The organism is Enterobacter chinensis (genome assembly GCF_034008295.1).
GTDB classification, from domain to species: domain Bacteria; phylum Pseudomonadota; class Gammaproteobacteria; order Enterobacterales; family Enterobacteriaceae; genus Enterobacter; species Enterobacter chinensis.
In genome coordinates this window covers 501,443-524,784 of sequence record NZ_JARDVI010000004.1, presented here as the reverse complement: position 1 = coordinate 524,784, position 23,342 = coordinate 501,443, and the positions used below count along the sequence as shown (strand labels likewise).

24 protein-coding genes, 1 tRNA gene and 1 other annotated feature are annotated in these 23,342 nt (G+C 54.0%); of the genes, 13 read left to right on the top strand and 12 right to left on the bottom strand.

What is annotated here, in order from left to right:
• Nucleotides 1–100: 100 nt before the first annotated feature.
• Entirely contained in the window at nucleotides 101–1,555 is a 1,455-nt protein-coding gene (emmdR, locus tag PYW49_RS15115; RefSeq protein ID WP_320386864.1) for a multidrug efflux MATE transporter EmmdR, read from the bottom strand.
• Between the two features lie 161 nt (nucleotides 1,556–1,716).
• On the opposite strand from emmdR, the gene PYW49_RS15110 reads away from it, so the two are divergent.
• Together PYW49_RS15110 and PYW49_RS15105 are read left to right on the top strand one after the other, a co-directional pair.
• Nucleotides 1,717–1,792 (top strand) — tRNA-Asn (locus tag PYW49_RS15110).
• A 53-nt stretch (nucleotides 1,793–1,845) separates the two neighbouring features.
• Nucleotides 1,846–2,181 (top strand): gamma-glutamylcyclotransferase family protein, encoded by a 336-nt coding sequence (locus PYW49_RS15105; RefSeq protein WP_134347960.1) that lies wholly within the window; start codon nucleotides 1,846–1,848, stop codon nucleotides 2,179–2,181.
• A gap of 47 nt (nucleotides 2,182–2,228) precedes the next feature.
• On the opposite strand, the gene PYW49_RS15100 is transcribed toward PYW49_RS15105, so the two are convergent.
• The 4 genes from PYW49_RS15100 to dacD form a co-directional block, all read right to left on the bottom strand.
• Nucleotides 2,229–2,564, bottom strand: coding sequence for a DUF496 family protein (locus PYW49_RS15100; protein WP_008499467.1), 336 nt, complete (start codon nucleotides 2,562–2,564; stop codon nucleotides 2,229–2,231).
• 158 nt (nucleotides 2,565–2,722) lie between these two features.
• A complete protein-coding gene (locus PYW49_RS15095) occupies nucleotides 2,723–3,781 on the bottom strand; it encodes an FUSC family protein (RefSeq protein ID WP_320386863.1) in 1,059 nt (352 codons plus the stop codon).
• A 92-nt stretch (nucleotides 3,782–3,873) separates the two neighbouring features.
• A complete protein-coding gene (gene sbmC / locus PYW49_RS15090) occupies nucleotides 3,874–4,347 on the bottom strand; it encodes a DNA gyrase inhibitor SbmC (RefSeq protein WP_134347959.1) in 474 nt (157 codons plus the stop codon).
• 119 nt (nucleotides 4,348–4,466) lie between these two features.
• Complete coding sequence (gene dacD, locus PYW49_RS15085; RefSeq protein WP_045887846.1) at nucleotides 4,467–5,633, bottom strand: serine-type D-Ala-D-Ala carboxypeptidase DacD; 1,167 nt, start codon at nucleotides 5,631–5,633, stop codon at nucleotides 4,467–4,469.
• Nucleotides 5,634–5,831: 198 nt separating this feature from the next.
• On the opposite strand from dacD, the gene sbcB reads away from it, so the two are divergent.
• The gene (gene sbcB / locus PYW49_RS15080) at nucleotides 5,832–7,268 is read left to right on the top strand and encodes an exodeoxyribonuclease I (protein WP_407057614.1); all 1,437 of its coding nucleotides are present in this window, start codon (nucleotides 5,832–5,834) and stop codon (nucleotides 7,266–7,268) included.
• A 122-nt stretch (nucleotides 7,269–7,390) separates the two neighbouring features.
• On the opposite strand, the gene PYW49_RS15075 is transcribed toward sbcB, so the two are convergent.
• From PYW49_RS15075 to PYW49_RS15060, 4 genes are all read right to left on the bottom strand, one after another.
• A complete protein-coding gene (locus PYW49_RS15075; RefSeq protein WP_320386862.1) occupies nucleotides 7,391–8,749 on the bottom strand; it encodes an APC family permease in 1,359 nt (452 codons plus the stop codon).
• On the bottom strand, nucleotides 8,739–8,801 hold the full coding sequence (gene yoeI / locus PYW49_RS15070; RefSeq protein ID WP_099458931.1) for a membrane protein YoeI: 63 nt from the start codon (nucleotides 8,799–8,801) through the stop codon (nucleotides 8,739–8,741). The genes PYW49_RS15075 and yoeI overlap by 11 nt, the downstream gene beginning before the upstream one ends.
• A 219-nt stretch (nucleotides 8,802–9,020) precedes the next feature.
• Nucleotides 9,021–9,950 (bottom strand): LysR substrate-binding domain-containing protein, encoded by a 930-nt coding sequence (locus tag PYW49_RS15065; RefSeq protein WP_320386861.1) that lies wholly within the window; start codon nucleotides 9,948–9,950, stop codon nucleotides 9,021–9,023.
• Nucleotides 9,951–9,991: 41 nt separating this feature from the next.
• Nucleotides 9,992–10,816 (bottom strand): SDR family oxidoreductase, encoded by an 825-nt coding sequence (locus tag PYW49_RS15060; RefSeq protein WP_320386860.1) that lies wholly within the window; start codon nucleotides 10,814–10,816, stop codon nucleotides 9,992–9,994.
• Nucleotides 10,817–10,991: 175 nt separating this feature from the next.
• Between PYW49_RS15060 and hisL the strand changes: the two genes are divergently transcribed.
• The 9 genes from hisL (at nucleotide 10,992) to hisIE (ending at nucleotide 18,207) form a co-directional block, all read left to right on the top strand.
• Entirely contained in the window at nucleotides 10,992–11,042 is a 51-nt protein-coding gene (gene hisL / locus PYW49_RS15055) for a his operon leader peptide (protein WP_001364200.1), read from the top strand.
• Nucleotides 11,018–11,140 (top strand) — a sequence feature (His leader region). Its footprint overlaps the gene before it by 25 nt.
• Nucleotides 11,141–11,185: 45 nt before the next feature.
• Nucleotides 11,186–12,085 (top strand): ATP phosphoribosyltransferase, encoded by a 900-nt coding sequence (hisG, locus tag PYW49_RS15050; RefSeq protein ID WP_028018500.1) that lies wholly within the window; start codon nucleotides 11,186–11,188, stop codon nucleotides 12,083–12,085.
• Nucleotides 12,086–12,090: 5 nt separating this feature from the next.
• Nucleotides 12,091–13,395, top strand: coding sequence for a histidinol dehydrogenase (gene hisD, locus PYW49_RS15045; protein WP_320386859.1), 1,305 nt, complete (start codon nucleotides 12,091–12,093; stop codon nucleotides 13,393–13,395).
• Entirely contained in the window at nucleotides 13,392–14,453 is a 1,062-nt protein-coding gene (hisC, locus tag PYW49_RS15040) for a histidinol-phosphate transaminase (protein WP_320386858.1), read from the top strand. Before hisD ends, hisC begins: the two co-directional genes overlap by 4 nt.
• Nucleotides 14,450–15,517, top strand: a complete 1,068-nt coding sequence (gene hisB / locus PYW49_RS15035) for a bifunctional histidinol-phosphatase/imidazoleglycerol-phosphate dehydratase HisB (protein WP_134347952.1) — start codon at nucleotides 14,450–14,452, stop codon at nucleotides 15,515–15,517. Before hisC ends, hisB begins: the two co-directional genes overlap by 4 nt.
• Entirely contained in the window at nucleotides 15,517–16,107 is a 591-nt protein-coding gene (hisH, locus tag PYW49_RS15030) for an imidazole glycerol phosphate synthase subunit HisH (RefSeq protein ID WP_320386857.1), read from the top strand. Before hisB ends, hisH begins: the two co-directional genes overlap by 1 nt.
• Nucleotides 16,107–16,844 carry a 1-(5-phosphoribosyl)-5-[(5-phosphoribosylamino)methylideneamino]imidazole-4-carboxamide isomerase gene (hisA, locus tag PYW49_RS15025; protein WP_320386856.1) on the top strand — a complete coding sequence of 246 codons (738 nt, stop codon included), beginning with the start codon at nucleotides 16,107–16,109 and terminating at the stop codon, nucleotides 16,842–16,844. Before hisH ends, hisA begins: the two co-directional genes overlap by 1 nt.
• Nucleotides 16,826–17,602 (top strand): imidazole glycerol phosphate synthase subunit HisF, encoded by a 777-nt coding sequence (gene hisF / locus PYW49_RS15020; protein WP_134347949.1) that lies wholly within the window; start codon nucleotides 16,826–16,828, stop codon nucleotides 17,600–17,602. Before hisA ends, hisF begins: the two co-directional genes overlap by 19 nt.
• Nucleotides 17,596–18,207, top strand: a complete 612-nt coding sequence (gene hisIE / locus PYW49_RS15015) for a bifunctional phosphoribosyl-AMP cyclohydrolase/phosphoribosyl-ATP diphosphatase HisIE (protein ID WP_134347948.1) — start codon at nucleotides 17,596–17,598, stop codon at nucleotides 18,205–18,207. The genes hisF and hisIE overlap by 7 nt, the downstream gene beginning before the upstream one ends.
• A 37-nt stretch (nucleotides 18,208–18,244) precedes the next feature.
• On the opposite strand, the gene wzzB is transcribed toward hisIE, so the two are convergent.
• Entirely contained in the window at nucleotides 18,245–19,225 is a 981-nt protein-coding gene (gene wzzB, locus PYW49_RS15010) for an LPS O-antigen chain length determinant protein WzzB (RefSeq protein ID WP_320386855.1), read from the bottom strand.
• Nucleotides 19,226–19,418: 193 nt separating this feature from the next.
• Between wzzB and PYW49_RS15005 the strand changes: the two genes are divergently transcribed.
• On the top strand, nucleotides 19,419–20,423 hold the full coding sequence (locus PYW49_RS15005) for an NAD-dependent epimerase (RefSeq protein WP_134347946.1): 1,005 nt from the start codon (nucleotides 19,419–19,421) through the stop codon (nucleotides 20,421–20,423).
• 53 nt (nucleotides 20,424–20,476) lie between these two features.
• Here PYW49_RS15005 and ugd read toward each other — a convergent pair whose 3' ends face one another.
• The gene (gene ugd, locus PYW49_RS15000; protein ID WP_320386854.1) at nucleotides 20,477–21,643 is read right to left on the bottom strand and encodes a UDP-glucose 6-dehydrogenase; all 1,167 of its coding nucleotides are present in this window, start codon (nucleotides 21,641–21,643) and stop codon (nucleotides 20,477–20,479) included.
• 227 nt (nucleotides 21,644–21,870) lie between these two features.
• Nucleotides 21,871–23,277 carry an NADP-dependent phosphogluconate dehydrogenase gene (gene gndA, locus PYW49_RS14995; protein WP_320386853.1) on the bottom strand — a complete coding sequence of 469 codons (1,407 nt, stop codon included), beginning with the start codon at nucleotides 23,275–23,277 and terminating at the stop codon, nucleotides 21,871–21,873.
• Nucleotides 23,278–23,342: the final 65 nt, after the last annotated feature.

Below are 23,342 nucleotides of genomic sequence, written 5' to 3'. Positions count from 1 at the left end.
GTGTGAACGGGGCGCATATTATCGATGCTCCCCCATGATGTCAAAGGCAGAATGCATATTTCCGATCGTTTGCCGAATTATTCTCCATTTCGCGCAATTGTCAGGCATTCTTTCGAGGATATTTCCACAGCCAGCGCCCGCTGACCATACGCCAGTAGAACAGCGCGCCCCGCACGGCCCAGTCAAGGAACATCCCCAGCCAGACGCCGATCACACCCCATCCGAGCATCACCCCGAGCGTATACCCTGCGACAACGCGACATCCCCACATGCCGAGCATTGATACCCACATTGCAAAGCGGGCATCGCGCGCACCTTTCAGCCCAGCGGGCAAAACCCATGAGGCCGCCCAGATGGGCATAAAGGCTGCGTTGAGCCAGATAAGGACCTTTACGACCTCTTTAACATCATCTTCATGGGTATAGAACGAGGCCATCAGCCCGGCAAACGGCGCGGTGCCCCACGCGATCAGAGTCAGCCCAATGGTCGACAGCCAGAACACGTGACGCAGCTGCCGTTCTGCCTGCCCTATCTGCCCTTTCCCGAGCCGTTTACCCGTGATGATGGTCGAGGCCGAACCCAGCGCATTGCCCGGCAGGTTAATCAGCGAGGCGATGGAAAAGGCGATGAAGTTACCGGCGATAACGTCGGTCCCCATCCCGGCGACAAACATCTGCGTGAGCAGCTTCCCGCCGTTAAACAACACCGATTCAATGCTCGCGGGAATGCCGATCCCCATCACTTCCCAGATAATGGCGAAATTAAAGGGACGGAAATAGCTTTTCAGCGTAAGACGCAGCGAAGGCGTGAACCCCGCCATCAGCACCCCGATGATGGCCACCGCACCGATATAGCGTGAAATGGTTAACCCCAGTCCGGCACCGACGAACCCCAGCCCCTCCCACGAGAACGCACCGTAGATCAGCACGCTGCTGATAATAATATTCAGGATATTCATCCCGCCATTGATCAGCAGCGGGATTTTGGTGTTGCCCGCCCCGCGCAGCGCACCGCTGCCAATCAGCGCAATGGCCGCTGCCGGATAGCTTAAGACGGTCATTTCCAGGTAGGTCAGCGCCAGGTCTTTAACCTCATTCGTGGCTTCCCCGGCGACAAAATCGATAATCTCTTTACCGAAATAGTGGATCACCGCCGCCAGAACGATCGAAAAAATGGTCATGATCATCAGCGACTGGCGGGCCGCCTCGCGCGCACGTTTGGGGTCAAGCTTGCCAAGGCTAAAGGCCACCACAACCGTCGTTCCGAGGTCTATAGCGGCAAAGAACGAGATCACCACCATGTTAAAGCTGTCCGCCAGCCCGACCCCAGCCATCGCCTCTTTCCCCAGCCAGCTCACGAGGAAGGTACTCAGAACCCCCATCAGCAGAACGCAGGTATTTTCAAGAAAGATAGGCACAGCAAGAGGGGTGATTTCACGCCAGAACAGAACACGATAGCTTTTACGTTTTGCATACCATGGCGTGCGCGTTATCGCCTGGCGTAAGGAGGCAGTGACGTTCAAAATGGACCTTAGCGAGAAAAGTTGAAACTCCATTTCAAATGATGGGGGAGAAAAGCTCATCCTGCAAAGTATTTTCCAGAAAAAGATGTGTGGATTTACAACAAACTGACGACAGAATCATCAATCAGTCGATTTTCCCTAAGATCAGGTTTGACAAAACTTTTTTCGCCGCTAAGATAAGCCTCCACAACGATTCCTCTGTAGTTCAGTCGGTAGAACGGCGGACTGTTAATCCGTATGTCACTGGTTCGAGTCCAGTCAGAGGAGCCAAATTTAAAAAGCCTGCTTTTAAAGCAGGCTTTTTGCTTTGCGGGTGAGGGAAAATGAACGCTCTGTTTGTCTACGGCACGCTGCGTCCGGGCCATTCTAATGCACATATTCTTGAAAACATCGGCGGCGAATGGCTGGCTGGCTTCGTATCCGGCACGTTTTACGAACGAGGCTGGGGTGCTGCGGCAGACTTCCCGGGAATTGTGCTCCATCCCGATGGACCACGCGTTGAAGGCTATCTGTTTATCTCTGATAACCTCGCCACACACTGGCAAATGCTGGATGAATTTGAAGACGGCTACGATCGGGTTGAGGTCACGGTGACCACTCTCGAAGGCAAACAGGTTAATGCCTGGATTTATCAGCTACAGCCGCGTTCTGAATCATAAAAAAAGGCTCTCTGTCACCAGAGAGCCTTTTTCACTATTCGCTGCGATTACTCGCTTTTTGCTTCGCCGTTCTTGATTTCGCCCATCACTTTCAGCTTCTTAGAGATGTCACGACGCTCTTTGGACAGCTCAGCGTTTTTGATGATGTAGTCATCAACGCGGTCTTCATAGTCGCTCTTCATGCTGGCGATGATGCCCTGAATAGCTTCAACGCTCATGCCTGGCTTGATGTAGTCGCTCAGGTTGTCGAGCAGCAGAACACGCTTCTGGTTGTCACGGATCTTCTTCTCAACGTCCTGGATTTCACGCTGCAGTTTGTTTTTGCGGCGGAACAGGCGGACGAATTCCAGAACATCCTGGAACGAAGGCTTGGTAGTTTCCATTTTTACACCCCTGATAATGTGAGATTCGGATTCGTTAAAGCAACCGTTGTAACAATAACCTTACTGACAGCGGCTGCGAATGACAATGAGTATATCGTTTAAAGCTATCATAACCCCAATTGCTGCTGAATCGAAGCAGCAGGCGTCACATACGCCTTTTATTTGCGCAGCGCCCGGCAAATAAGATGCGATAACAGCTCAAGCTGACGCGCCAGTTCCATACTCAGCCAGACATAGCCATGAATAGGCGTTTCTGCCACGTTATCGCTCTGGCGTTCATTGATTAACTGCTTCAGCTCCGCAACGATCTCATTCAGCCGCTCGCTGTTCGCCAGTATCGGCTGCGGGTTACCTTCATAGAGCGCATGAGCGATGGTCAACAACGTTTGCTGCGTCATCTGCTGGGTCTCTTTGAGGGTCTGCGCGTTAAGCATCAGCAAATGGCTGGGGCGCGAGGCCCAGTGGGCGTTGATCTGCAGTTCAAGCATACAGACCAGATTGCGGCTTACCGTCTGGATGGCTTCGAAAATCGCTTTCTGAATATGGGTTTCTTTACTGGCGGGCGTGATCAGGCCGCGCATTTTGACCACGTCGTTAAGGATCGTTTGCAGATGCTTTTCCAGCCGGGGACGCTCAACCAGATTGGGGGAAAACCCGGCCTGATAGACGCGGTTAAACGCGGTGACGTAATTGGCCATCTGAATGCGCCAGTGCAGAAAAGCACGCTGCGGCCAGATACCGGTAAAGAGCATGGCCAGCAGTGACCCCAGGATGACATCCCCGCTTCGCCACAGCGCGGTGGTCATATCCCCGGCGGGTGCACCGACAACCACAGCGAGAGTAATACCAATCAGCAGCGCCTGATACGGTCTTTTGCCCAACGCCAGCCAGCCGCACAGGAACATGGCGGCACCGCACCATGTCAGCATGACCGGAAACGAGATAAGCTCCAGCTTCAGGGCGATAAGCCCGAGTGCCGAGCCTAAAACGGTCCCACCAATTCGCTCGAAGGCGCGAGGGACAACGTTTCCCCAAAACGAGATGGGCCCCATCACCACTACCAGTGTGATCAGCGGCCACGTCCCTTCCGGAACATCCAGCAAACGGACCAGGACAAACGTCAACACGAACGCCAGCGCGATGCGACATCCATGCACCACGCGGTAGTGTTTGTATAAACGAATTTCAAAAGGGGTTAATGATTTGTCGGGACGCACACCCGCTCTCCAGCTACACGGCAAATCACAATTGTACTGTGTTTTCAGCCGGGCGGATCGCTTCCGGCTGAAAAACCCTTCATTTAGCAGGCCTAAACCGTTTTGTGCTCTACTGCGATAAACATTTCAATATCCCAGTAGCCGTCCGCATTGCCGTCATTGAGATAACGCTCGAAGCAGGGTTTGAGCGCCATCTGGTACTTATTGTCCTGCAACAGGGAATTAAAGAACTGATACCACGGCGTGGCAAAGTCGTAGTTTTCCACACGCGCCGTCGCCACGGCATAATCACCGGCCGCGATTTCCGTCATCATGACGCCTTCGCTGTTTTCCGGAATGATGAAATCGTCCGGTACCGTGACGGCCGTATCACAGCGCAGTTTTTCTGCCGGGACCTCATCGGGGTTATCGTAGTAGACCGCAACCCACTCCAGCGGCTGAATGTTACGCCCGTCCACCCACATCACCAGCTGTTCAAAGCCCTGTTTTACCGTGTGTTCCCACGGCCCGACCAAATGAAAACCGGCAATCTTACGTTTCTGTTGCTGCTTAATGCTGTAGTCCATGCTGCCTCCATTTATTACTGTATATACATACACTATAAAGCGAGTTCTGACCGTTCAGCAAACGTGAAGTGTTTATTATGTGAGCAGACTCGCAACCCTGCCAGTCTGCTCAGCAGCAGTTAAAGCGTGTGATGCAAATAATCGCTCATGCGGGAGAACAGACCACCTTTATCAACGGCTTCCAGCGTCACCAGCGGCCAGTGTGCCACCACTTTGTCGCGGTCATAGAGTTGGATCTCCCCGACACGCTGATGCGCAGCAATTGGCGCTTCCAGCTCTTTTTTATCCAGCACGTATTTGGCTTTGATGTTCGGCACTTCCGCTTTCGGCAGGGCCAGCCAGAAGTCCTGGTCAGTGCCCAGTTTCACCTGCTCCTTATCGCCGTACCAGATACGCTCTGTCCCCACTTTTTTACCATTGTGCAGGATCTGCACCGTATCAAAATTCTGCTGCCCCCAGTGCAGGAGTTTCCGGGCCTGGTCCTCACGCCCTTTCGGGCTGTCCGCCCCCATGACTACCGCGATTAAACGGCGCTGGCCGTCAACGGCGGACGCAATCAGGTTAAAACCCGCCCCCGAGGTATGCCCCGTTTTAAGTCCGTCCACGTTCATGGTTTTATCCCACAGCAGGCCGTTGCGGTTTTGCTGGGTGATCCCATTCCAGGTGAGGCTCTTTTCGCTGTACATATGGTAAAACTCAGGCTCGCCGTGGATGATAGCCCGGGAGAGTACGGCCAGATCATAAGCAGAGCTGTGCTGGCCCGGCGCGTCCAGACCGTGGACGGTTTCAAAGTGCGTATCGCGAAGGTTCAGCTTTTGCACATAGTCATTCATCATCTTCACAAACTGCGGCTGGCCGCCCGCCACGTGATCGGCCAGCGCCACGCAGGCATCGTTACCGGAATCGACAATCAGACCGCGGCTCAGATCGCGCACGGAGACGCGATCGCCCTCTTTCAGGAACATCAGCGACGAGCCGTCAAACACCGGGTTCCCTTTTGCCCACGCATCACGTCCTACGGTGACAATGTCGTCCGGCGTAATGCGATGGCTATCAATGGCCCGATCCACCACATAGCCCGTCATCAGCTTGGTAAGGCTCGCCGGATTACGTTGTTGATGTTCGTTGCCCGCCGTTAAGATCTGACCAGTCGTGTAATCCATCAGCACCCAGGAGCCAGCCTGAATGGCCGGAGGCTGCGGCGAAAAATCCAGTGGTTCGGCCGCAAAAGCAGATGAGACACTCGAAGCGAGTAAAGAAACAGCAATAAACAGACGGCGTTTCAACGGTATATCCTCAGGTCATTAAAAATCGATGACCTTTTTACGGGAGTTCTGATGTCGTTACCTGGCTTAATTGCAAAAAAATGTGACAGGACGCAGGTTTTCCGCTGAAGCTGGCACGCAAATTTGTACCACGGCGGTGCTTTTTATTCGGTCTGACCCGTGCGATCGTTTACCATAGTGACGTCATTTTTTAACAGGATGGTATTACTGGTGTCTGACTCTGCCGCACGCCCGACTTTTTTGTTCCACGATTACGAAACCTTTGGCACTCACCCGGCGCTGGACCGACCGGCGCAGTTTGCCGCCATCCGTACCGACGACGAATTCAACATCATTGGCGAGCCTGAGGTCTTCTACTGCAAACCGGCTGATGACTACCTCCCGCAGCCGGGCGCGGTCATGGTCACCGGGATCACGCCTCAGGAAGCGCGGGAAAAAGGCGTTAGCGAGGCAGAATTCGCCCGCCGCATCCACGATCTGTTCACCGTCCCCCATACCTGCGTGGTCGGTTACAACAACATCCGTTTCGATGACGAAGTGACGCGCAATATCTTCTATCGCAACTTCTACGATCCCTATGCCTGGAGCTGGCAAAACCGTAATTCGCGCTGGGATTTACTCGACATCATGCGCGCCTGTTATGCGCTGCGTCCTGAAGGCATTAACTGGCCGGAAAATGAGGAAGGACTGACGAGCTTCCGGCTGGAGCACCTGACGCGCGCCAACGGTATCGAGCACAGCAATGCCCACGACGCGATGGCCGACGTCTATGCCACCATTGCCATGGCGAGGCTGGTGAAAGCCGCACAGCCAAGGCTGTTTGAGTATCTGCTAAGCCATCGCAGCAAGCAGAAGCTCATGACCCTTATCGACGTACCGCAGATGAAACCCCTGGTGCATATTTCCGGCATGTTTGGCGCCTGGCGCGGCAATACCAGCTGGGTCGCACCGCTGGCGTGGCATCCTGACAACCGTAATGCGGTCATCATGGTGGATTTAGCCGGCGATATTTCGCCGCTGCTGGAGCTCGACAGCGATACCCTGCGCGAACGGCTGTACACCCCGAAAAATGAACTCGGCGATCTGCCTGCGGTGCCGGTCAAACTGGTGCATATCAATAAATGCCCGGTACTGGCGCAGGCGAATACGCTGCGCCAGGAAGATGCCGACAGACTGGGCATTAACCGTCAGCATTGCCTCGATAACCTGAAAGTACTGCGTGAAAACCCGCAGGTGCGCGAGAAAGTGGTCGCCATCTTTGCCGAAGCCGAGCCGTTCGCGCCGTCAGAAAACGTGGATGCCCAGCTGTACAACGGGTTCTTCAGCGATGCCGATCGCGCTGCCATGAATATCGTGCTGCAAACCGAGCCGCGTAACTTACCGGCGCTGGATATCACTTTCGCCGATAAACGCATCGAAAAACTGATGTTTAATTACCGCGCGCGTAACTACCCCGGCACGCTGGATGAAGCAGAGCAGGAACGCTGGCTGCAGCATCGTCGCAACGTGTTTACGCCAGAGTATCTGCACAACTACGCACAGGAGCTGGAGATGCTTTACGGCCAATACGAAGGGAATGAAGAGAAGCAGGCGCTGCTGAAAGCGTTATTCAAGTACGCACAAGAGATAGTCTGAAATTCAGAGATAAAAAAACCGGAGGCGATAGTCTCCGGTTTTTTTTGCCCGGTGGCGCTGCGCTTACGCGGGCCTACGGGTTTTGTAGGTCGGGTAAGGCGTAGCCGCCACCCGACACGGTATTACGCAACGTCTTCGTACTGAGGAACCGGGTTACGGAAGCTCTTCGTGACGCAGGCCAGGTAAACCAGACCGATACCGCCCCAGATCAGACCCAGAACCATAGAGCTCTCTTCCAGGTTAATCCACAGTGCACCCACTGTCAGCGCGCCACACACAGGCAGTACCAGATAGTTGAAATGGTCTTTCAGCGTTTTGTTGCGCTTCTCACGGATCCAGAACTGCGAGATCACAGAGAGGTTAACGAAGGTGAACGCCACCAGCGCACCGAAGTTAATCAGCGCAGTTGCCGTCACCAGGTCGAATTTAATCGCCAGCAGAGCAATAGCGCCAACCAGCAGCACGTTCCACGCCGGCGTACGCCATTTTGGATGCACATAACCGAAGAAACGAGTCGGGAACACGCCATCGCGGCCCATAACGTACATCAGACGAGAAACACCTGCGTGTGCCGCCATACCGGACGCCAGTACGGTTACGCTGGAGAAAATCAGCACGCCCCACTGGAAGGTTTTACCCGCAACGTACAGCATGATTTCAGGCTGCGACGCATCCGGATCTTTAAAGCGAGAGATGTCCGGGAAGTACAGCTGCAGGAAGTAGGAAGCCCCGATGAAGATCATGCCGCCAATCAGCGCGGTCAGGAAAATCGCTTTCGGGATCACGCGCTCAGCGTCTTTGGTCTCTTCTGACAGAGAAGAGATACCGTCAAAACCAAGGAACGAGAAGCACAAAATCGTCGCACCGGTGATCATCGGCACCACGTGTGCACCCTCAGACCAGAATGGACGCGTGCTGGTCAGCGTGCCGGCACCTTCACCGTGAGAAACACCGTAGATGATCAGGCCAACGATAACCGCCACAATGCCCATCTGCAGAATCACAATCAGGGTGTTAAAGTTAGCCACGGTCTTGATGCTGCGCAGGTTAGAAATGGTCATAAAGGCCACCAGCGCCACAACGAAGATCCACGACGGCACGGAAGGCACCAGCGCTTCAAAGTAAATTTTTGCCAGCAGAATGTTGATCATCGGCATGAACAGATAGTCCAGCAGAGATGACCAGCCCACCATAAACCCGACTGCAGGGCTAATGGATTTCTGAGCATAGGTGTACGCGGAGCCTGCAGACGGGAAACGGCGGACCAGTTTTCCGTAGCTCAGCGCGGTAAAGAGGATCGCGATCAGCGCGAAGGCGTATGCCGTCGCAACGTGACCGTCGGTGAGGCCCGATACGATACCGAATGTATCGAACAGCGTCATTGGTTGCATATAGGCCAGGCCCATCATAACAACCGGAATCAACGTAAGCGTTTTACGTAATTCCACGCGAGAGGTGTTTGGAGTTGCGTTATGCGACATAGTTATTCTCCTTTACGGTGATAACCGCCACGTAAGCGAAAAATTGCCCCATTTCTTTCTTCCTCAGCGACAACAACTGTCGGATTTTAGTAAATATCTATCCGGTACGAAGCCCGGCCTCTTGGTTTTTAGTTTCGTTTCGTACATGCAAAAAAAAATAACCGACGCCTTTTATATCGTCGATTATTCATTTGGTTGCAGCGGCGGCATTTTGCCCCACATCGGATACAAAAGGCAATACTTTGCAAAGCACGGGACAATTTTCTTTTTGCTAACTGGCTGATTTCTGGACGTCGGACTGAGAGTAAACGGCGGCGATAGCACTATTTGCTAAAATTTCGTCCCGCCACCAGGCGCTGGCCAGCCCGGCAGTTTGTTCATTCCAGCCGACCCACACCGATTCATTACTGCTTTGAGCAAGTACCTGTTTTTCAACAAGCGCACCGCTATCAATAAACCGCTGCGCCAGATAACGGGGTAAATAGCCGCAGCCCAGACCGCTTATTTGCAGTTCCAGCTTGGTTTTAAAGTCAAAAACGGTAATGGCTTCTTGCTCATCAAGCAGCTGCGAGGAAATCGCACATTCAGGACGAGAACTGTCTCCGACCACTATCGCGCGATAGCCCTTAATCACGCGTCGGTTTAGGGGCTCTGGCTCCTGAGCCAGCGGGTGATGGGGTGCCACCGCGAACACCTGCTCCAGTACGCCCAGACGGGCAAACCCAAAATCACTCAACTGAGGTGGTTCATGGAGTGCGCCGACAAAAATATCCGCCCTGCCCTGGGTTAAGGCATCCCAGGAGCCCCCCAGCACGCCGTTGATAAAGATAAGCCGGGTCACGCTGTGGTGTTGATAGAAGGCTTCAATCAGCGGCGTCAGGAGAGAAAAAGGAAAGGTATCATCCACGCCAATAACCAGCTCGTTTTCCCATCCCTGATGGAGTTTGACGGCCTGTTTTTCCAGTTCGCGAACGGTATGTAGGACTTCGCGTCCCTTTTCCAGCAGCATTTGTCCGGTTCGGGTAAACCGTGCGCGGTGCCCGGAGCGATCGAGGATCTGGATATTGAGATCGCTTTCCAGTTTTTGGACGGTATAGCTCAGCGCCGACGGAGTTTTAAAGAGCTTTGCCGACGCAGCCGCAAAGCTCCCCTCTTTTTCCAGTGCATCCAGAATAATAAGAACATCCAGCAGCGGTTTCATATTCGCCCCCTTCCGGTGTGCGATCGTCTCCGCTGCGGGACTTATTCCATGGGCATCACCAGCGGATCGGGATACTGATACTCAAACCCCAGCTCATGACAAATACGATTGCCATCAACAATTTTGCCTTTACTTTCATCCTTTGCCTCACCAAAAACCGGTGGCGCCAGGCCCAGCTGGCGCGCCATCAGCGGGTAAAACGTGCTGCGCGCCGGATGAGACGGTGCACATATATTATAGATGTGTCCACCTTTCGGAGCCTGTAAGAGTAGCTCAATCGCGCCAATGACATCGCCAAGATGCACCAGGTTGACGACGTGCTGGCCGTCTGGCGCAGACTTCCCGGCAAAAAAACGTCCCGGATGTCGCCCGGGGCCAACCAGTCCCGCCAGTCGGACGATATCGACCTGCGTGCCGGGGAGATTATGCAGCCAGTCTTCCAGCTCTTTCAGGACCTGACCGCTCGCGGTAACGGGGCGGCGCTCGGAAGTCTCTTTCACTACGCCTTCAACCTCACCGTAGACCGAGGTCGAACTGGTAAAAATGATGCGCGGAACATGGTGCGCCAGCGCGCTGTCGACAATCTCCTGCATCGCCTGCAGATAAAATGACTCGCCCGGCCCGCTGCGCCGGGCGGGTAAGGTTATCACCAGCGCATCGACGTTCATCAGCGTGTCCAGATCGTCAGCATCGCACACCAGCTGCGGCTCAAGGCGCAGCTCAACGCCGTCAATACCGCACATGCGCGCTGCCTCTACCCCATCCGCCGTGGTTTTGCTCCCGGTCACCTGCCAGCCTTTCGCGGCTAATGACATCGCCAGCGGCATTCCCAGCCATCCTAAACCGACAATCGCGACCTTTTTCATGCGAATTCTCCTGACTCTCACTCGTCTTTTATAAGGCTACGCCAGCCCTGCAGAACACACAATTCATAGCATCAATATGAAATGAATTAATGATCAAAAAAAGCCCTTGCAATATGTCGTACAACTGGTTTAGGTTAAAAGACATCAAATGAATAAGCATTCATCGAGAATTTATATGACACGCGTTCAATTTAAACACCACCATCATCACCATCATCCTGACTAGTCTTTCAGGCGATGTGTGCTGGAAGACGTTTGGATCTTCCAGTGGTGCATGAACGCATGAAAAGCCCCCGGAAGATCTTCTTCCGGGGGCTTTTTTTTGGATCGAATTCAGACAGATTAAAACAGGTTAACGAGGAATAAAGAATGTTAGATAACTCACGTTTACGCATAGCTATTCAAAAATCAGGCCGTTTGAGTGACGATTCACGCGAACTGCTGGCCCGCTGCGGGATTAAAATTAACCTGCACACCCAGCGCCTGATTGCTCTGGCTGAAAACATGCCCATCGACATTCTGCGCGTGCGTGATGACGATATTCCCGGCCTGGTCATGGATGGCGTCGTTGACCTCGGCATCATCGGTGAAAACGTGCTGGAAGAAGAGCTGCTGACCCGCCGCGCTCAGGGTGAAGACCCGCGTTACTTCACCCTGCGTCGCCTGGACTTCGGCGGCTGCCGCCTGTCGCTGGCGACGCCGGTTGATGAAGCGTGGGACGGCCCGGCCGCGCTGAACGGCAAACGTATCGCTACCTCTTACCCTCACCTGTTAAAGCGTTATCTCGACCAGAAAGGCGTGCAGTTTAAATCCTGCCTGCTGAACGGCTCTGTTGAAGTGGCGCCGCGTGCGGGTCTTGCGGACGCCATCTGTGACCTCGTCTCTACCGGCGCAACGCTCGAAGCAAACGGTCTGCGCGAAGTGGAAGTCATCTACCGTTCCAAAGCGTGCCTGATTCAGCGTGACGGCGACATGGCCGACGCCAAGCAACAGCTGATCGACAAACTCCTGACCCGTATTCAGGGTGTAATTCAGGCGCGTGAATCCAAATACATCATGATGCACGCTCCAACCGAACGTCTGGATGAAGTGATTGCCCTGCTGCCGGGCGCTGAGCGTCCAACCATCCTGCCGCTGGCGGGCGATCAACAGCGCGTTGCGATGCACATGGTCAGCAGCGAAACCCTGTTCTGGGAAACCATGGAAAAACTGAAGGCGCTGGGGGCAAGCTCTATCCTGGTGCTGCCAATTGAGAAGATGATGGAGTGACGGCCATGGGTTTTAACACAATCATCGACTGGAATACGTGTAGCGAAGCGCAACAGCGCGAGCTGCTGATGCGCCCGGCGATTTCCGCCTCCGAAAGTATTTCACGCACCGTGGCGGAGATCCTTGATAACGTCAAAGCCCGTGGCGATGACGCGCTGCGTGAGTACAGTGCAAAATTTGATAAGACGGACGTCGGCGCATTGAGGGTGACCGAGCAGGAAATCATTGATGCCAGCAATCGTCTGGGTGATGACATCAAGCAGGCGATGGCCGTCGCGGTGAAAAACATTGATACCTTCCACACCGCGCAAAAGCTTCAGACCGTGGATGTCGAAACCCTGCCCGGCGTGCGTTGCCAGCAGGTGACCCGTCCGGTCGCGTCTGTGGGGCTTTATATTCCAGGGGGGTCAGCCCCGCTGTTCTCCACCGTCCTGATGCTGGCCACCCCGGCGCGTATCGCCGGTTGCCAGAAAGTGGTGCTCTGCTCCCCGCCACCTGTTGCCGATGAGATTCTCTACGCGGCAAAACTCTGTGGCGTGCAGGCGGTATATAAAGTGGGCGGCGCGCAGGCGATTTCTGCCCTGGCGTTTGGCACCGAATCCATTCCTAAGGTCGACAAAATTTTTGGCCCGGGCAACGCCTTCGTGACGGAAGCCAAGCGCCAGGTCAGCCAGCGTCTGGACGGCGCGGCAATTGACATGCCTGCCGGCCCGTCTGAAGTGCTGGTCATTGCCGATAGCGGCGCAACGCCGGATTTCGTGGCGTCCGACCTGCTTTCTCAGGCGGAACACGGCCCGGACTCGCAGGTGATCCTGCTGACCCCGGATGCCGATGTGGCAACGCGCGTCGGCGAAGCCGTCGAGCGCCAGCTTGCCGACCTGCCTCGCGCCGAAACGGCACGTCAGGCGTTATCTGCCAGCCGCCTGATTGTGGCGCGCGATCTGGCGCAGTGCATTACCATCTCCAACCAGTACGGCCCGGAGCACCTGATTATTCAGACCCGCAACGCGCGCGATCTGGTCGACAGTATCACCAGTGCAGGCTCGGTGTTCCTCGGCGACTGGTCACCGGAATCCGCGGGCGATTACGCCTCCGGCACCAACCACGTTCTGCCGACGTATGGCTATACCTCAACCTGTTCCAGCCTGGGACTGGCGGATTTCCAGAAACGCATGACCGTGCAGGAACTCTCCCGAGAAGGGTTTGCCTCACTGGCCTCCACCATTGAGACGCTGGCTGCCGCCGAGCGCCTGACCGCCCACAAAAATGCCGTTACGCTGCGCGTTGCAGCCCTGAAGGAGCAAGCATGAGCATTGAAGAGTTAGCCCGCGAAAATGTCCGTCGCCTTACGCCTTACCAGTCTGCTCGTCGTCTGGGGGGCAAAGGGGATGTCTGGCTGAACGCCAATGAATTCCCGACGGCAGTGCAGTTTGAGCTGTCGCAGCAAACGCTGAACCGCTATCCGGAATGTCAGCCGAAAGCGGTTATCGAAAACTACGCGCAGTACGCGGAGGTAAAACCTGAGCAGGTGCTGGTCAGCCGTGGGGCAGACGAAGGCATCGAACTGCTGATCCGTGCCTTCTGCGAGCCGGGCAAAGACGCTGTGATGTACTGCCAGCCTACCTACGGCATGTACAGCGTCAGCGCGGAAACCTTCGGCGTGGCATGCCGCAACGTGCAGGCGCTGGACAACTGGCAGCTGGATCTTCAGGGTATTGCCGACAATCTCGAAGGCGTAAAAGTTGTGTTTGTCTGCAGCCCGAACAACCCGACCGGGCAGATTATCAACCCGCAGGATATCCGCACCCTGCTGGAGATGACCCGCGGTAAAGCCCTGGTGGTGGCCGATGAAGCCTATATCGAGTTCTGCCCGCAGGCTACGCTGGCAGGCTGGCTGGAAGAGTATCCGCATCTCGTTGTGCTGCGTACGCTGTCGAAGGCTTTCGCCCTCGCGGGTCTGCGCTGCGGATTCACCCTGGCGAATAAAGAGGTCATCGACCTGCTGCTGAAAGTTATCGCCCCTTACCCTCTCTCCACGCCGGTTGCCGATATTGCGGCACAGGCGCTGACCCCGCAGGGGATCAACGCGATGCGCGAACGTGTAGCGCAAATCCTCGTGGAACGTCAGTATCTGGTGACCGCTCTGAAGGATATTCCTTGTGTGGAGCAGGTGTTCGACTCAGAAACCAACTACATCCTGGTGCGCTTCACTGCCTCCAGTGCCGTATTTAAATCTTTGTGGGATCAGGGCATTATCTTGCGAGACCAGAATAAACAACCCTCCCTGAGCGGCTGCCTGCGTATTACCGTAGGCACCCGTGCAGAGAGCCAGCGCGTGATTGACGCCCTGAAAGCGGAGAATGTATGACCCAGAAGATCCTTTTTATCGATCGTGACGGCACCCTTATTTCGGAGCCACCAGCTGATTTTCAGGTCGATCGTTTCGACAAGCTGGCGTTTGAGCCAGACGTGATCCCGGTTCTGCTTAAGCTGCAAAAAGCAGGCTTTAAGCTGGTGATGATCACCAATCAGGACGGTCTGGGCACCGACAGCTTCCCGCAGGCGGACTTTGACGGCCCGCATAATCTGATGATGCAGGTGCTGACCTCTCAGGGCGTGGTATTTGATGAGGTGCTGATTTGCCCGCACATGCCAGCCGATGAGTGTGACTGCCGTAAGCCAAAGGTGAAGCTGGTAGAGCGCTATCTGGCAGAGGATATGCTGGATAAAAACAACAGTTATGTCATCGGCGACCGTATCACCGATATTACGCTGGCGGAAAACATGGGCATCGCGGGGCTGCGCTACGACCGCAACAGCCTTAACTGGGCGAAGATTGGCGAGCAGCTGACAAAACGTGACCGCTACTCCCACGTTGAGCGCAACACTAAAGAGACGCAGATAGATGTGAAGGTCTGGCTGGACCGTGAAGGCGGCAGCAAGATCCACACCGGCGTCGGTTTCTTCGACCACATGCTGGACCAGATTGCCACCCACGGCGGTTTTCGCATGGAGATCGCGGTGAAAGGCGACCTTTACATTGACGATCACCACACCGTGGAAGATACCGGCCTGGCGCTGGGTGAAGCGCTGAAGCTGGCGCTCGGCGATAAGCGCGGTATTAACCGTTTTGGCTTCGTTCTGCCAATGGACGAGTGCCTTGCGCGCTGCGCCATGGACATCTCCGGGCGTCCGCACCTGGAATATAAAGCCGATTTCACCTACCAGCGCGTGGGCGACCTTAGCACCGAAATGGTGGAGCACTTCTTCCGTTCACTGTCCTACACCATGGGCCTGACGCTACACCTGAAGACCAAGGGCAAGAACGACCACCACCGCGTGGAGAGTCTCTTCAAGGCCTTCGGCCGTACCCTTCGCCAGGCGATTCGCGTGGAAGGTGACGCCCTGCCTTCATCGAAAGGAGTGCTGTAATGAATGTGGTGATTCTGGATACCGGATGCGCCAACCTGAACTCCGTAAAGTCGGCCATTGCGCGCCACGGCTATGAGCCGGTGGTCAGTCGTGACCCGGACGTGGTTCTGCGCGCCGACAAGTTATTCCTGCCGGGCGTAGGTACCGCGCAGGCGGCGATGGATCAGATTCATGAGCGCGAGCTGGTCGATCTTATCAAAGCCTGTACCCAGCCGGTGCTGGGGATTTGCTTAGGAATGCAGCTTCTTGGCCGCCGCAGCGAAGAGAGTAACGGCGTTAACCTGCTGGGCATTATTGACGAAGACGTGCCGAAAATGACCGACCACGGCCTGCCTCTGCCACATATGGGCTGGAACCGCGTGTACGCCAAAGCGGGCGACCGCCTGTTTCGCGGCATTGAAGACGGCGCGTATTTTTACTTCGTTCACAGCTACGCCATGCCGGTGAACGCAAATACGATCGCCCAGTGCAACTACGGCGAGGCGTTTACGGCGGCCGTACAGAAAGACAACTTCTTCGGCGTACAGTTTCACCCCGAGCGCTCTGGCGCCGCAGGCGCGCAGCTGCTGAAAAATTTCCTGGAGATGTGATGATTATTCCCGCTTTAGATTTAATTGACGGCACGGTTGTCCGTCTCCATCAGGGCGATTACGGGCAGCAGCGAGACTACGGGAACGACCCGCTGCCGCGCCTGCAGGAGTATGCCGCGCAGGGTGCTCAGGTCCTGCATCTCGTGGATTTGACCGGTGCGAAAGACCCGGCGAAACGCCAGATCCCTCTGCTGAAAAATCTGGTTGCCGGCGTTGATGTGCCGGTACAGGTTGGCGGTGGCGTGCGCACTGAAGATGACGTCGCGGCGCTGCTGGAAGCGGGTGTGGCACGCGTGGTGGTCGGTTCAACCGCGGTGAAAGATCCTGAGACCGTCAAAGGCTGGTTCCGCCGCTTTGGCGCCGACGCGCTGGTGCTGGCGCTGGACGTGCGTATTGATGAACAGGGTAATAAACAGGTGGCAGTCAGCGGCTGGCAGGAGAACTCCGGCGTGACGCTGGAAGCGCTGGTCGAGATGTATCTGCCCGTTGGCCTGAAGCACGTGCTGTGCACGGATATCTCCCGCGACGGCACGCTGGCGGGCTCTAACGTCTCGCTGTATGAAGAGGTCTGCGCGCGTTATCCGCAGGTGGCCTTCCAGTCTTCGGGTGGAATTGGCGATCTGGAAGATATTGCCGCGCTGCGCGGAACGGGCGTGCAGGGTGTGATTGTAGGTCGGGCTCTGCTTGAAGGAAAATTTACTGTGACGGAGGCGATTCAATGCTGGCAAAACGGATAATCCCTTGTCTTGACGTACGCGATGGTCAGGTGGTGAAAGGCGTGCAATTCCGCAACCACGAGATCATTGGCGACATCGTTCCGCTGGCAAAACGCTATGCTGAGGAAGGCGCAGACGAGCTGGTGTTTTACGATATCACCGCCTCCAGCGATGGCCGTGTGGTCGATAAAAGCTGGGTAGCGCGCGTGGCGGAAGTGATTGATATCCCCTTCTGCGTGGCGGGCGGGATCAAGTCAGCTGACGATGCAGCCAAAATTCTCTCGTTTGGTGCAGACAAGATCTCCATCAACTCCCCTGCCCTGGCTGACCCGGAGCTCATTACCCGTCTCGCCGATCGTTTTGGCGTGCAGTGTATTGTCGTTGGGATCGACACCTGGTATGACGCAGCAACGGGCAAATACCACGTCAACCAGTATACCGGTGATGAGAGCCGTACGCGTGTGACGCAGTGGGAAACGCTCGACTGGGTGCAGGAAGTGCAGAAGCGCGGCGCGGGTGAAATCGTGTTGAACATGATGAACCAGGACGGTGTGCGTAACGGGTATGACCTCGAGCAGCTCAAAAAAGTCCGTGCGGTTTGCCACGTACCGCTGATTGCCTCCGGCGGCGCGGGCACCATGGAACATTTCCTGGAAGCTTTCCGCGACGCGAACGTTGACGGCGCGCTGGCCGCGTCCGTGTTCCACAAACAGATTATCAATATTGGTGAGTTAAAAACGTACCTGGCAGGCCAGGGCGTGGAGATCAGGGTATGTTAACAGAGCAACAACAGGCGCAGCTGGACTGGGAAAAAACTGACGGATTACTGCCGGTGGTTGTACAGCATGCCGTTTCAGGCGAAGTGCTGATGCTGGGGTATATGAACCAGGACGCGCTGGCGAAAACGATCGACAGCGGCAAAGTGACGTTTTTCTCGCGCACGAAACAGCGTCTGTGGACCAAAGGGGAAACCTCGGGCCATTTCCTGAACGTGGTGAGCATTACGCCAGACTGCGATAACGATACCCTGCTGGTGCTGGCCAATCCGATTGGCCCAACCTGCCATAAAGGCACCAGCAGCTGCTTTGGTGAGGCGAGTCACCAATGGCTGTTCCTGTATCAACTGGAACAGCTGCTGGCAGAGCGTAAAACGGCGGACCCTGAGAGCTCTTATACCGCCAAGCTGTATGCAAGCGGAACCAAGCGTATCGCCCAGAAGGTGGGGGAAGAAGGCGTTGAGACTGCGCTGGCCGCGACGGTGCATGACCGCGAAGAGCTGACGAATGAAGCGTCTGATTTGATGTATCACCTGCTGGTGCTGCTGCAGGATCAAGAGCTGGATTTGACGGCGGTGATAGAGAATCTTCGTAAGCGTCACAAATAAAAAAACCGGGGATTTCCCCGGTTTTTTTAACTGCAAATCAGGCTTTTGGTTTGTAATTACGTAAAGCGTTGCGACCCAGCAGGACACCAGAACCGACCATTGCACCAAGCAACACGGCAAGGACCAAAATAACAGCTTTTTTCGGGCTGTCACGACGGACTGGCAGATCCGGTTTCATCACGTAACGATAGACGTGGATAGTGTCCGGGTTTACGTTTAAGTTTTGGATGTCAAACAGATTTCGCTTGGTCTGATAATACGCGCTTGAGAAGATCAGCGGACGGGAAGCTTCATTGTCAATCATCGACTTCAGCCCTTCGCTTCCCAGCAGGAATAACGTTTCCTGCGTGACATCCTGAGTTTGCTGGAGCTGTGGAGAGGTAATTTTCGCGGCTTCAGCGTTTTTCAGCGCCTCAGCGATCTGTTTGATACGTAGATCTTTCTGCTCCTGAGCGACCTTCTCCTGATTTACCAGAGAGTCGTTCAGTGTCTTGATCTGCTCCTTGATATTGTCCTTAAGATCAAGGGCTAGTTCTTTGGCGGTCTGCTCATCGACTTGCTGAATGTACTGCGCCAGCTGCTTCTGAGCCGCTTCTGCAGATGTACTAGTATAGGAAACAGTCAACGGGAGCGGCTGTCCAGTCGTGGTCGGCGCTATAGTCAGTTTTTCAGGATCCTCCTGATTCTCTAGCGCCTGAGATAATGCCGAGAATGAAGAATTAAAACGGCCAATCGCGCGCGTTTGAATGTCAAGCATAGAGGGTGCAGCACTACCGTAGAGAATATTCAATGCATTTGAATAGGTCGCTATCTGGGCGGCATCAGGTTGCGCAATGATCGCACTTGAGGTCCATTTTTCTTTCGCTACAGACAGATATCCAATAGCCAGGGCAATAAAAACAATAACAAAGGTTGCTATCATCCACTTCCCACGCCACAGTTGCAGCACTAAATCAAGTAAATCAATTTGCTCTGGGTCATTGCTTCTGTTGACCTGGCTATAGTTGTTTTGCGACATACAATCCCTAACAGATGAAAAAGGGCAAACGTAATTATGTTTGTATAGTTTATCTATTGCTGGCGATTTTTCTATAAGAATCCGATGAGTAATATCGGAAAGATGGGTTATGTAACTTGCGCCCTTCGCGCTATCATAGACACCATGTGATGCGCTATGGCATCAGTAAGAAGATAGGTTTATGAGGGAAGAGATGAAATTTCTGGTAACGGGTGCAGCAGGTTTTATCGGTGCAAATGTCAGTAAACGCCTCCTTGAGGCTGGTCATCAGGTTGTCGGTATTGATAATCTGAATGACTACTACGATGTCAATCTGAAGCTGGCGCGACTGGAACTGCTAAATTCCGAGAGCTTCACCTTCCACAAGCTGGAGTTAGCCGACCGTGAAGGTATGGCAGCGCTTTTCGCGCGCGAGAAGTTTGATCGAGTGATTCATCTGGCCGCACAGGCGGGCGTACGCTACTCTCTGGAAAACCCTCACGTGTACGCGGAAGCCAACCTTATTGGCCACCTCAACGTGCTTGAAGGCTGCCGGCATAACCACGTTCAGCATCTACTTTATGCGTCTTCCAGCTCCATATATGGCCTCAACCGCAAGATGCCATTCTCCACTGAAGATTCCGTGGACCACCCTGTCTCACTGTACGCTGCAACCAAAAAAGCCAATGAGCTGATGTCGCATACCTATTCGCATCTCTACAATCTGCCGACTACCGGCCTGCGCTTCTTTACCGTGTACGGTCCGTGGGGACGCCCGGACATGGCGCTATTCAAATTTACGAAGGCAATGATTGAAGGCAAAAGCATCGATGTCTATAACTACGGTAAGATGAAGCGCGACTTCACTTACATCGATGATATTGCAGAAGCGATTATTCGCCTGCAGGATGTTATTCCCCAGCCTGACTCAAACTGGACCGTTGAGACCGGGTCACCTGCAAGCAGCTCAGCGCCTTACCGTGTTTACAACATCGGTAACAGTTCACCGGTAGAACTGATGGATTATATCACCGCGCTGGAAGATGCTCTGGGTAAAAAAGCCGAGAAAAATATGCTGCCTCTTCAGCCAGGTGATGTTCTGGAAACCAGCGCCGATACCCAGCCACTTTATGACGCGATCGGATTTAAACCGCAAACCTCGGTTAAAGATGGTGTGAAGAACTTCGTCGACTGGTACCGCGATTTCTATAAGGTCTGAAAATAAAAAACCCGGCAAATCAGCCGGGTTTTTTTACAGGATAAAGCAGAGAATCAGTCGCTACCGAACAGATCGCGGGTATACACTTTATCTGCTACGTCAGCCAGTTCTTCAGCCATGCGGTTTGAGATGATGACATCCGCTTCCTTCTTAAAAGCATCCAGATCGCGGATCACGCGGGAATTGAAGAACTGATCTTCCTGCATGGCCGGTTCATAAATGACAACCTCAACCCCTTTCGCTTTGATGCGCTTCATGATGCCCTGAATTGAAGAGGCGCGGAAGTTATCGGAACCACTCTTCATAATCAGACGGTATACGCCGACCACTTTCGGTTGACGCGCGAGGATAGAATCAGAGATGAAGTCTTTACGCGTACGGTTAGCATCAACAATCGCCGAAATCAGGTTATTTGGCACAGCCTGATAGTTTGCCAGCAGCTGCTTCGTGTCTTTTGGCAGGCAATAGCCGCCGTAGCCAAATGAAGGGTTGTTGTAATGGTTCCCAATGCGCGGGTCGAGACACACCCCTTCAATAATCTGACGGGTGTTCAGCCCAAGACTCTCTGCGTAGCTGTCGAGCTCATTGAAATAAGCCACTCGCATTGCCAGATAGGTATTCGCAAAGAGTTTGATTGCCTCAGCTTCAGTTGAATCGGTAAACAACACCTGAATATCTTTCTTCAGTGCCCCTTCCTGAAGCAGCGCGGCAAAGCGCTCGGCACGCTCAGAGCGTTCACCAATGACGATACGCGAAGGATGCAGGTTATCGTAAAGCGCTCTCCCCTCACGCAGGAACTCCGGCGAGAAGAAGATATTATCAATACCAAACTTTTCTTTAATGGATTTGGTAAAACCGACAGGAATGGTCGATTTAATGACCATCACCGCATCAGGGTTGATCGCGATAACGTCTTTGATCACCGCTTCTACAGTTGAGGTGTTGAAGTAGTTGGTTTTAGGATCGTAGTCAGTAGGCGTCGCAATGATGACGTAATCCGCATTGCGGTATGCATCTTCTTTATCTGTCGTGGCGCGGAAATTCAGCGGTTTATTGCTGAGATAGTCCTGGATTTCTTTATCCACAATCGGCGATTTTTTCTGATTGAGCATATCCACTTTGGCCTGCACGATATCCAGCGCAACCACTTCATGATTCTGAGCAATCAAAATGCCGTTAGAAAGACCGACATACCCTGTTCCGGAGATTGTTATTTTCATTCGCTAATGACTTCTGTGAGTTAACTGTACTGATGGCCGCCAGACCATCGCGATAAACATAACTGTTGGGCTTTGTACCTCCTGGCAAACAGAACTGTCAAGGCAAACCAGGAGTAATCACTTCGAGTGGGATGAGATTCAGACTACTTCGAATATAAGGCGGCAGTTTTTGCATAAAAAAAACCCGGAGACGGACTCCGGGTTGGGATATCAGCGAGTGCGTTAACTTATTCCATCCATTCGGTATGGAATACGCCTTCTTTATCGGTGCGCTTGTAGGTATGCGCGCCGAAGTAGTCACGCTGTGCCTGAATGAGGTTAGCAGGCAGAACAGCCGCACGGTAGCTGTCGTAGTAGGCTACTGCAGCAGAGAAGGTCGGAACCGGAATACCGTTCTGTACTGCGTAGGCAACCACATCACGCAGCGCCTGCTGGTATTCGTCCGCAATCTTCTTGAAGTACGGTGCCAGCAGCAGGTTAGCGATACCGGCGTTTTCAGCGTAGGCATCGGTAATTTTCTGCAGGAACTGTGCACGAATGATGCACCCAGCACGGAAGATCTTCGCGATTTCCCCGTAGTTTAGATCCCAGTTGTTCTCGTCTGACGCCGCGCGCAGCTGAGAGAAGCCCTGCGCGTAAGAAACGATTTTACCCAGGTACAGTGCACGACGCACTTTCTCAACGAATTCGGCTTTATCACCTGCTGGTTTGGCCTGTGGGCCAGACAGCACTTTGGATGCCGCAACGCGCTGCTCTTTCAGGGAAGAGATATAACGCGCAAAGACGGATTCAGTGATCAGAGACAGCGGCTCACCCAGATCCAGCGAGCTCTGGCTGGTCCATTTGCCGGTACCTTTGTTCGCGGCTTCATCCAGAATCACATCAACCAGATATTTACCCTCTTCATCTTTCTTAGTGAAGATATCTTTGGTGATGTCGATCAGGTAGCTGTTCAGCTCGCCTTTGTTCCACTCGGTAAAGGTTTCAGCAAGCTCTTCGTTAGAGAGGCTCAGGCCACCTTTCAGCAGGGAGTAAGCTTCAGCGATCAGCTGCATGTCACCGTATTCGATGCCGTTGTGCACCATTTTCACATAGTGACCCGCACCGTCTGCACCGATATAGGTTACGCAAGGCTCGCCATCCTCCGCAACCGCAGCGATTTTGGTCAGGATTGGCGCAACCAGTTCATACGCTTCTTTCTGACCGCCAGGCATGATAGATGGGCCCTTCAGCGCGCCCTCTTCACCACCGGAAACGCCAGTACCGATGAAGTTGAAACCTTCAGCTGACAGTTCACGGTTACGACGGATGGTGTCCTGGAAGAAGGTGTTACCACCATCAATGATGATGTCGCCTTTGTCCAGGTAAGGTTTCAGGGAGTCGATGGCAGCATCAGTACCTGCACCTGCTTTCACCATTAACAGGATACGACGAGGTGTTTCCAGAGACTCAACGAACTCTTTAACCGTATAGAAAGGAACCAGTTTCTTGCCTGGATTCTCGGCAATCACTTCTTCGGTCTTATCACGGGAGCGGTTGAAAACGGAGACGGTATAACCACGGCTTTCGATGTTGAGCGCCAGGTTGCGCCCCATCACTGCCATACCGACAACGCCGATCTGTTGCTTGGACATTACATACTCCTGTCAGGTGTGGTCACCGCGGCTTATGCGCGGCTTGGAATGTGTTATTGATGTTA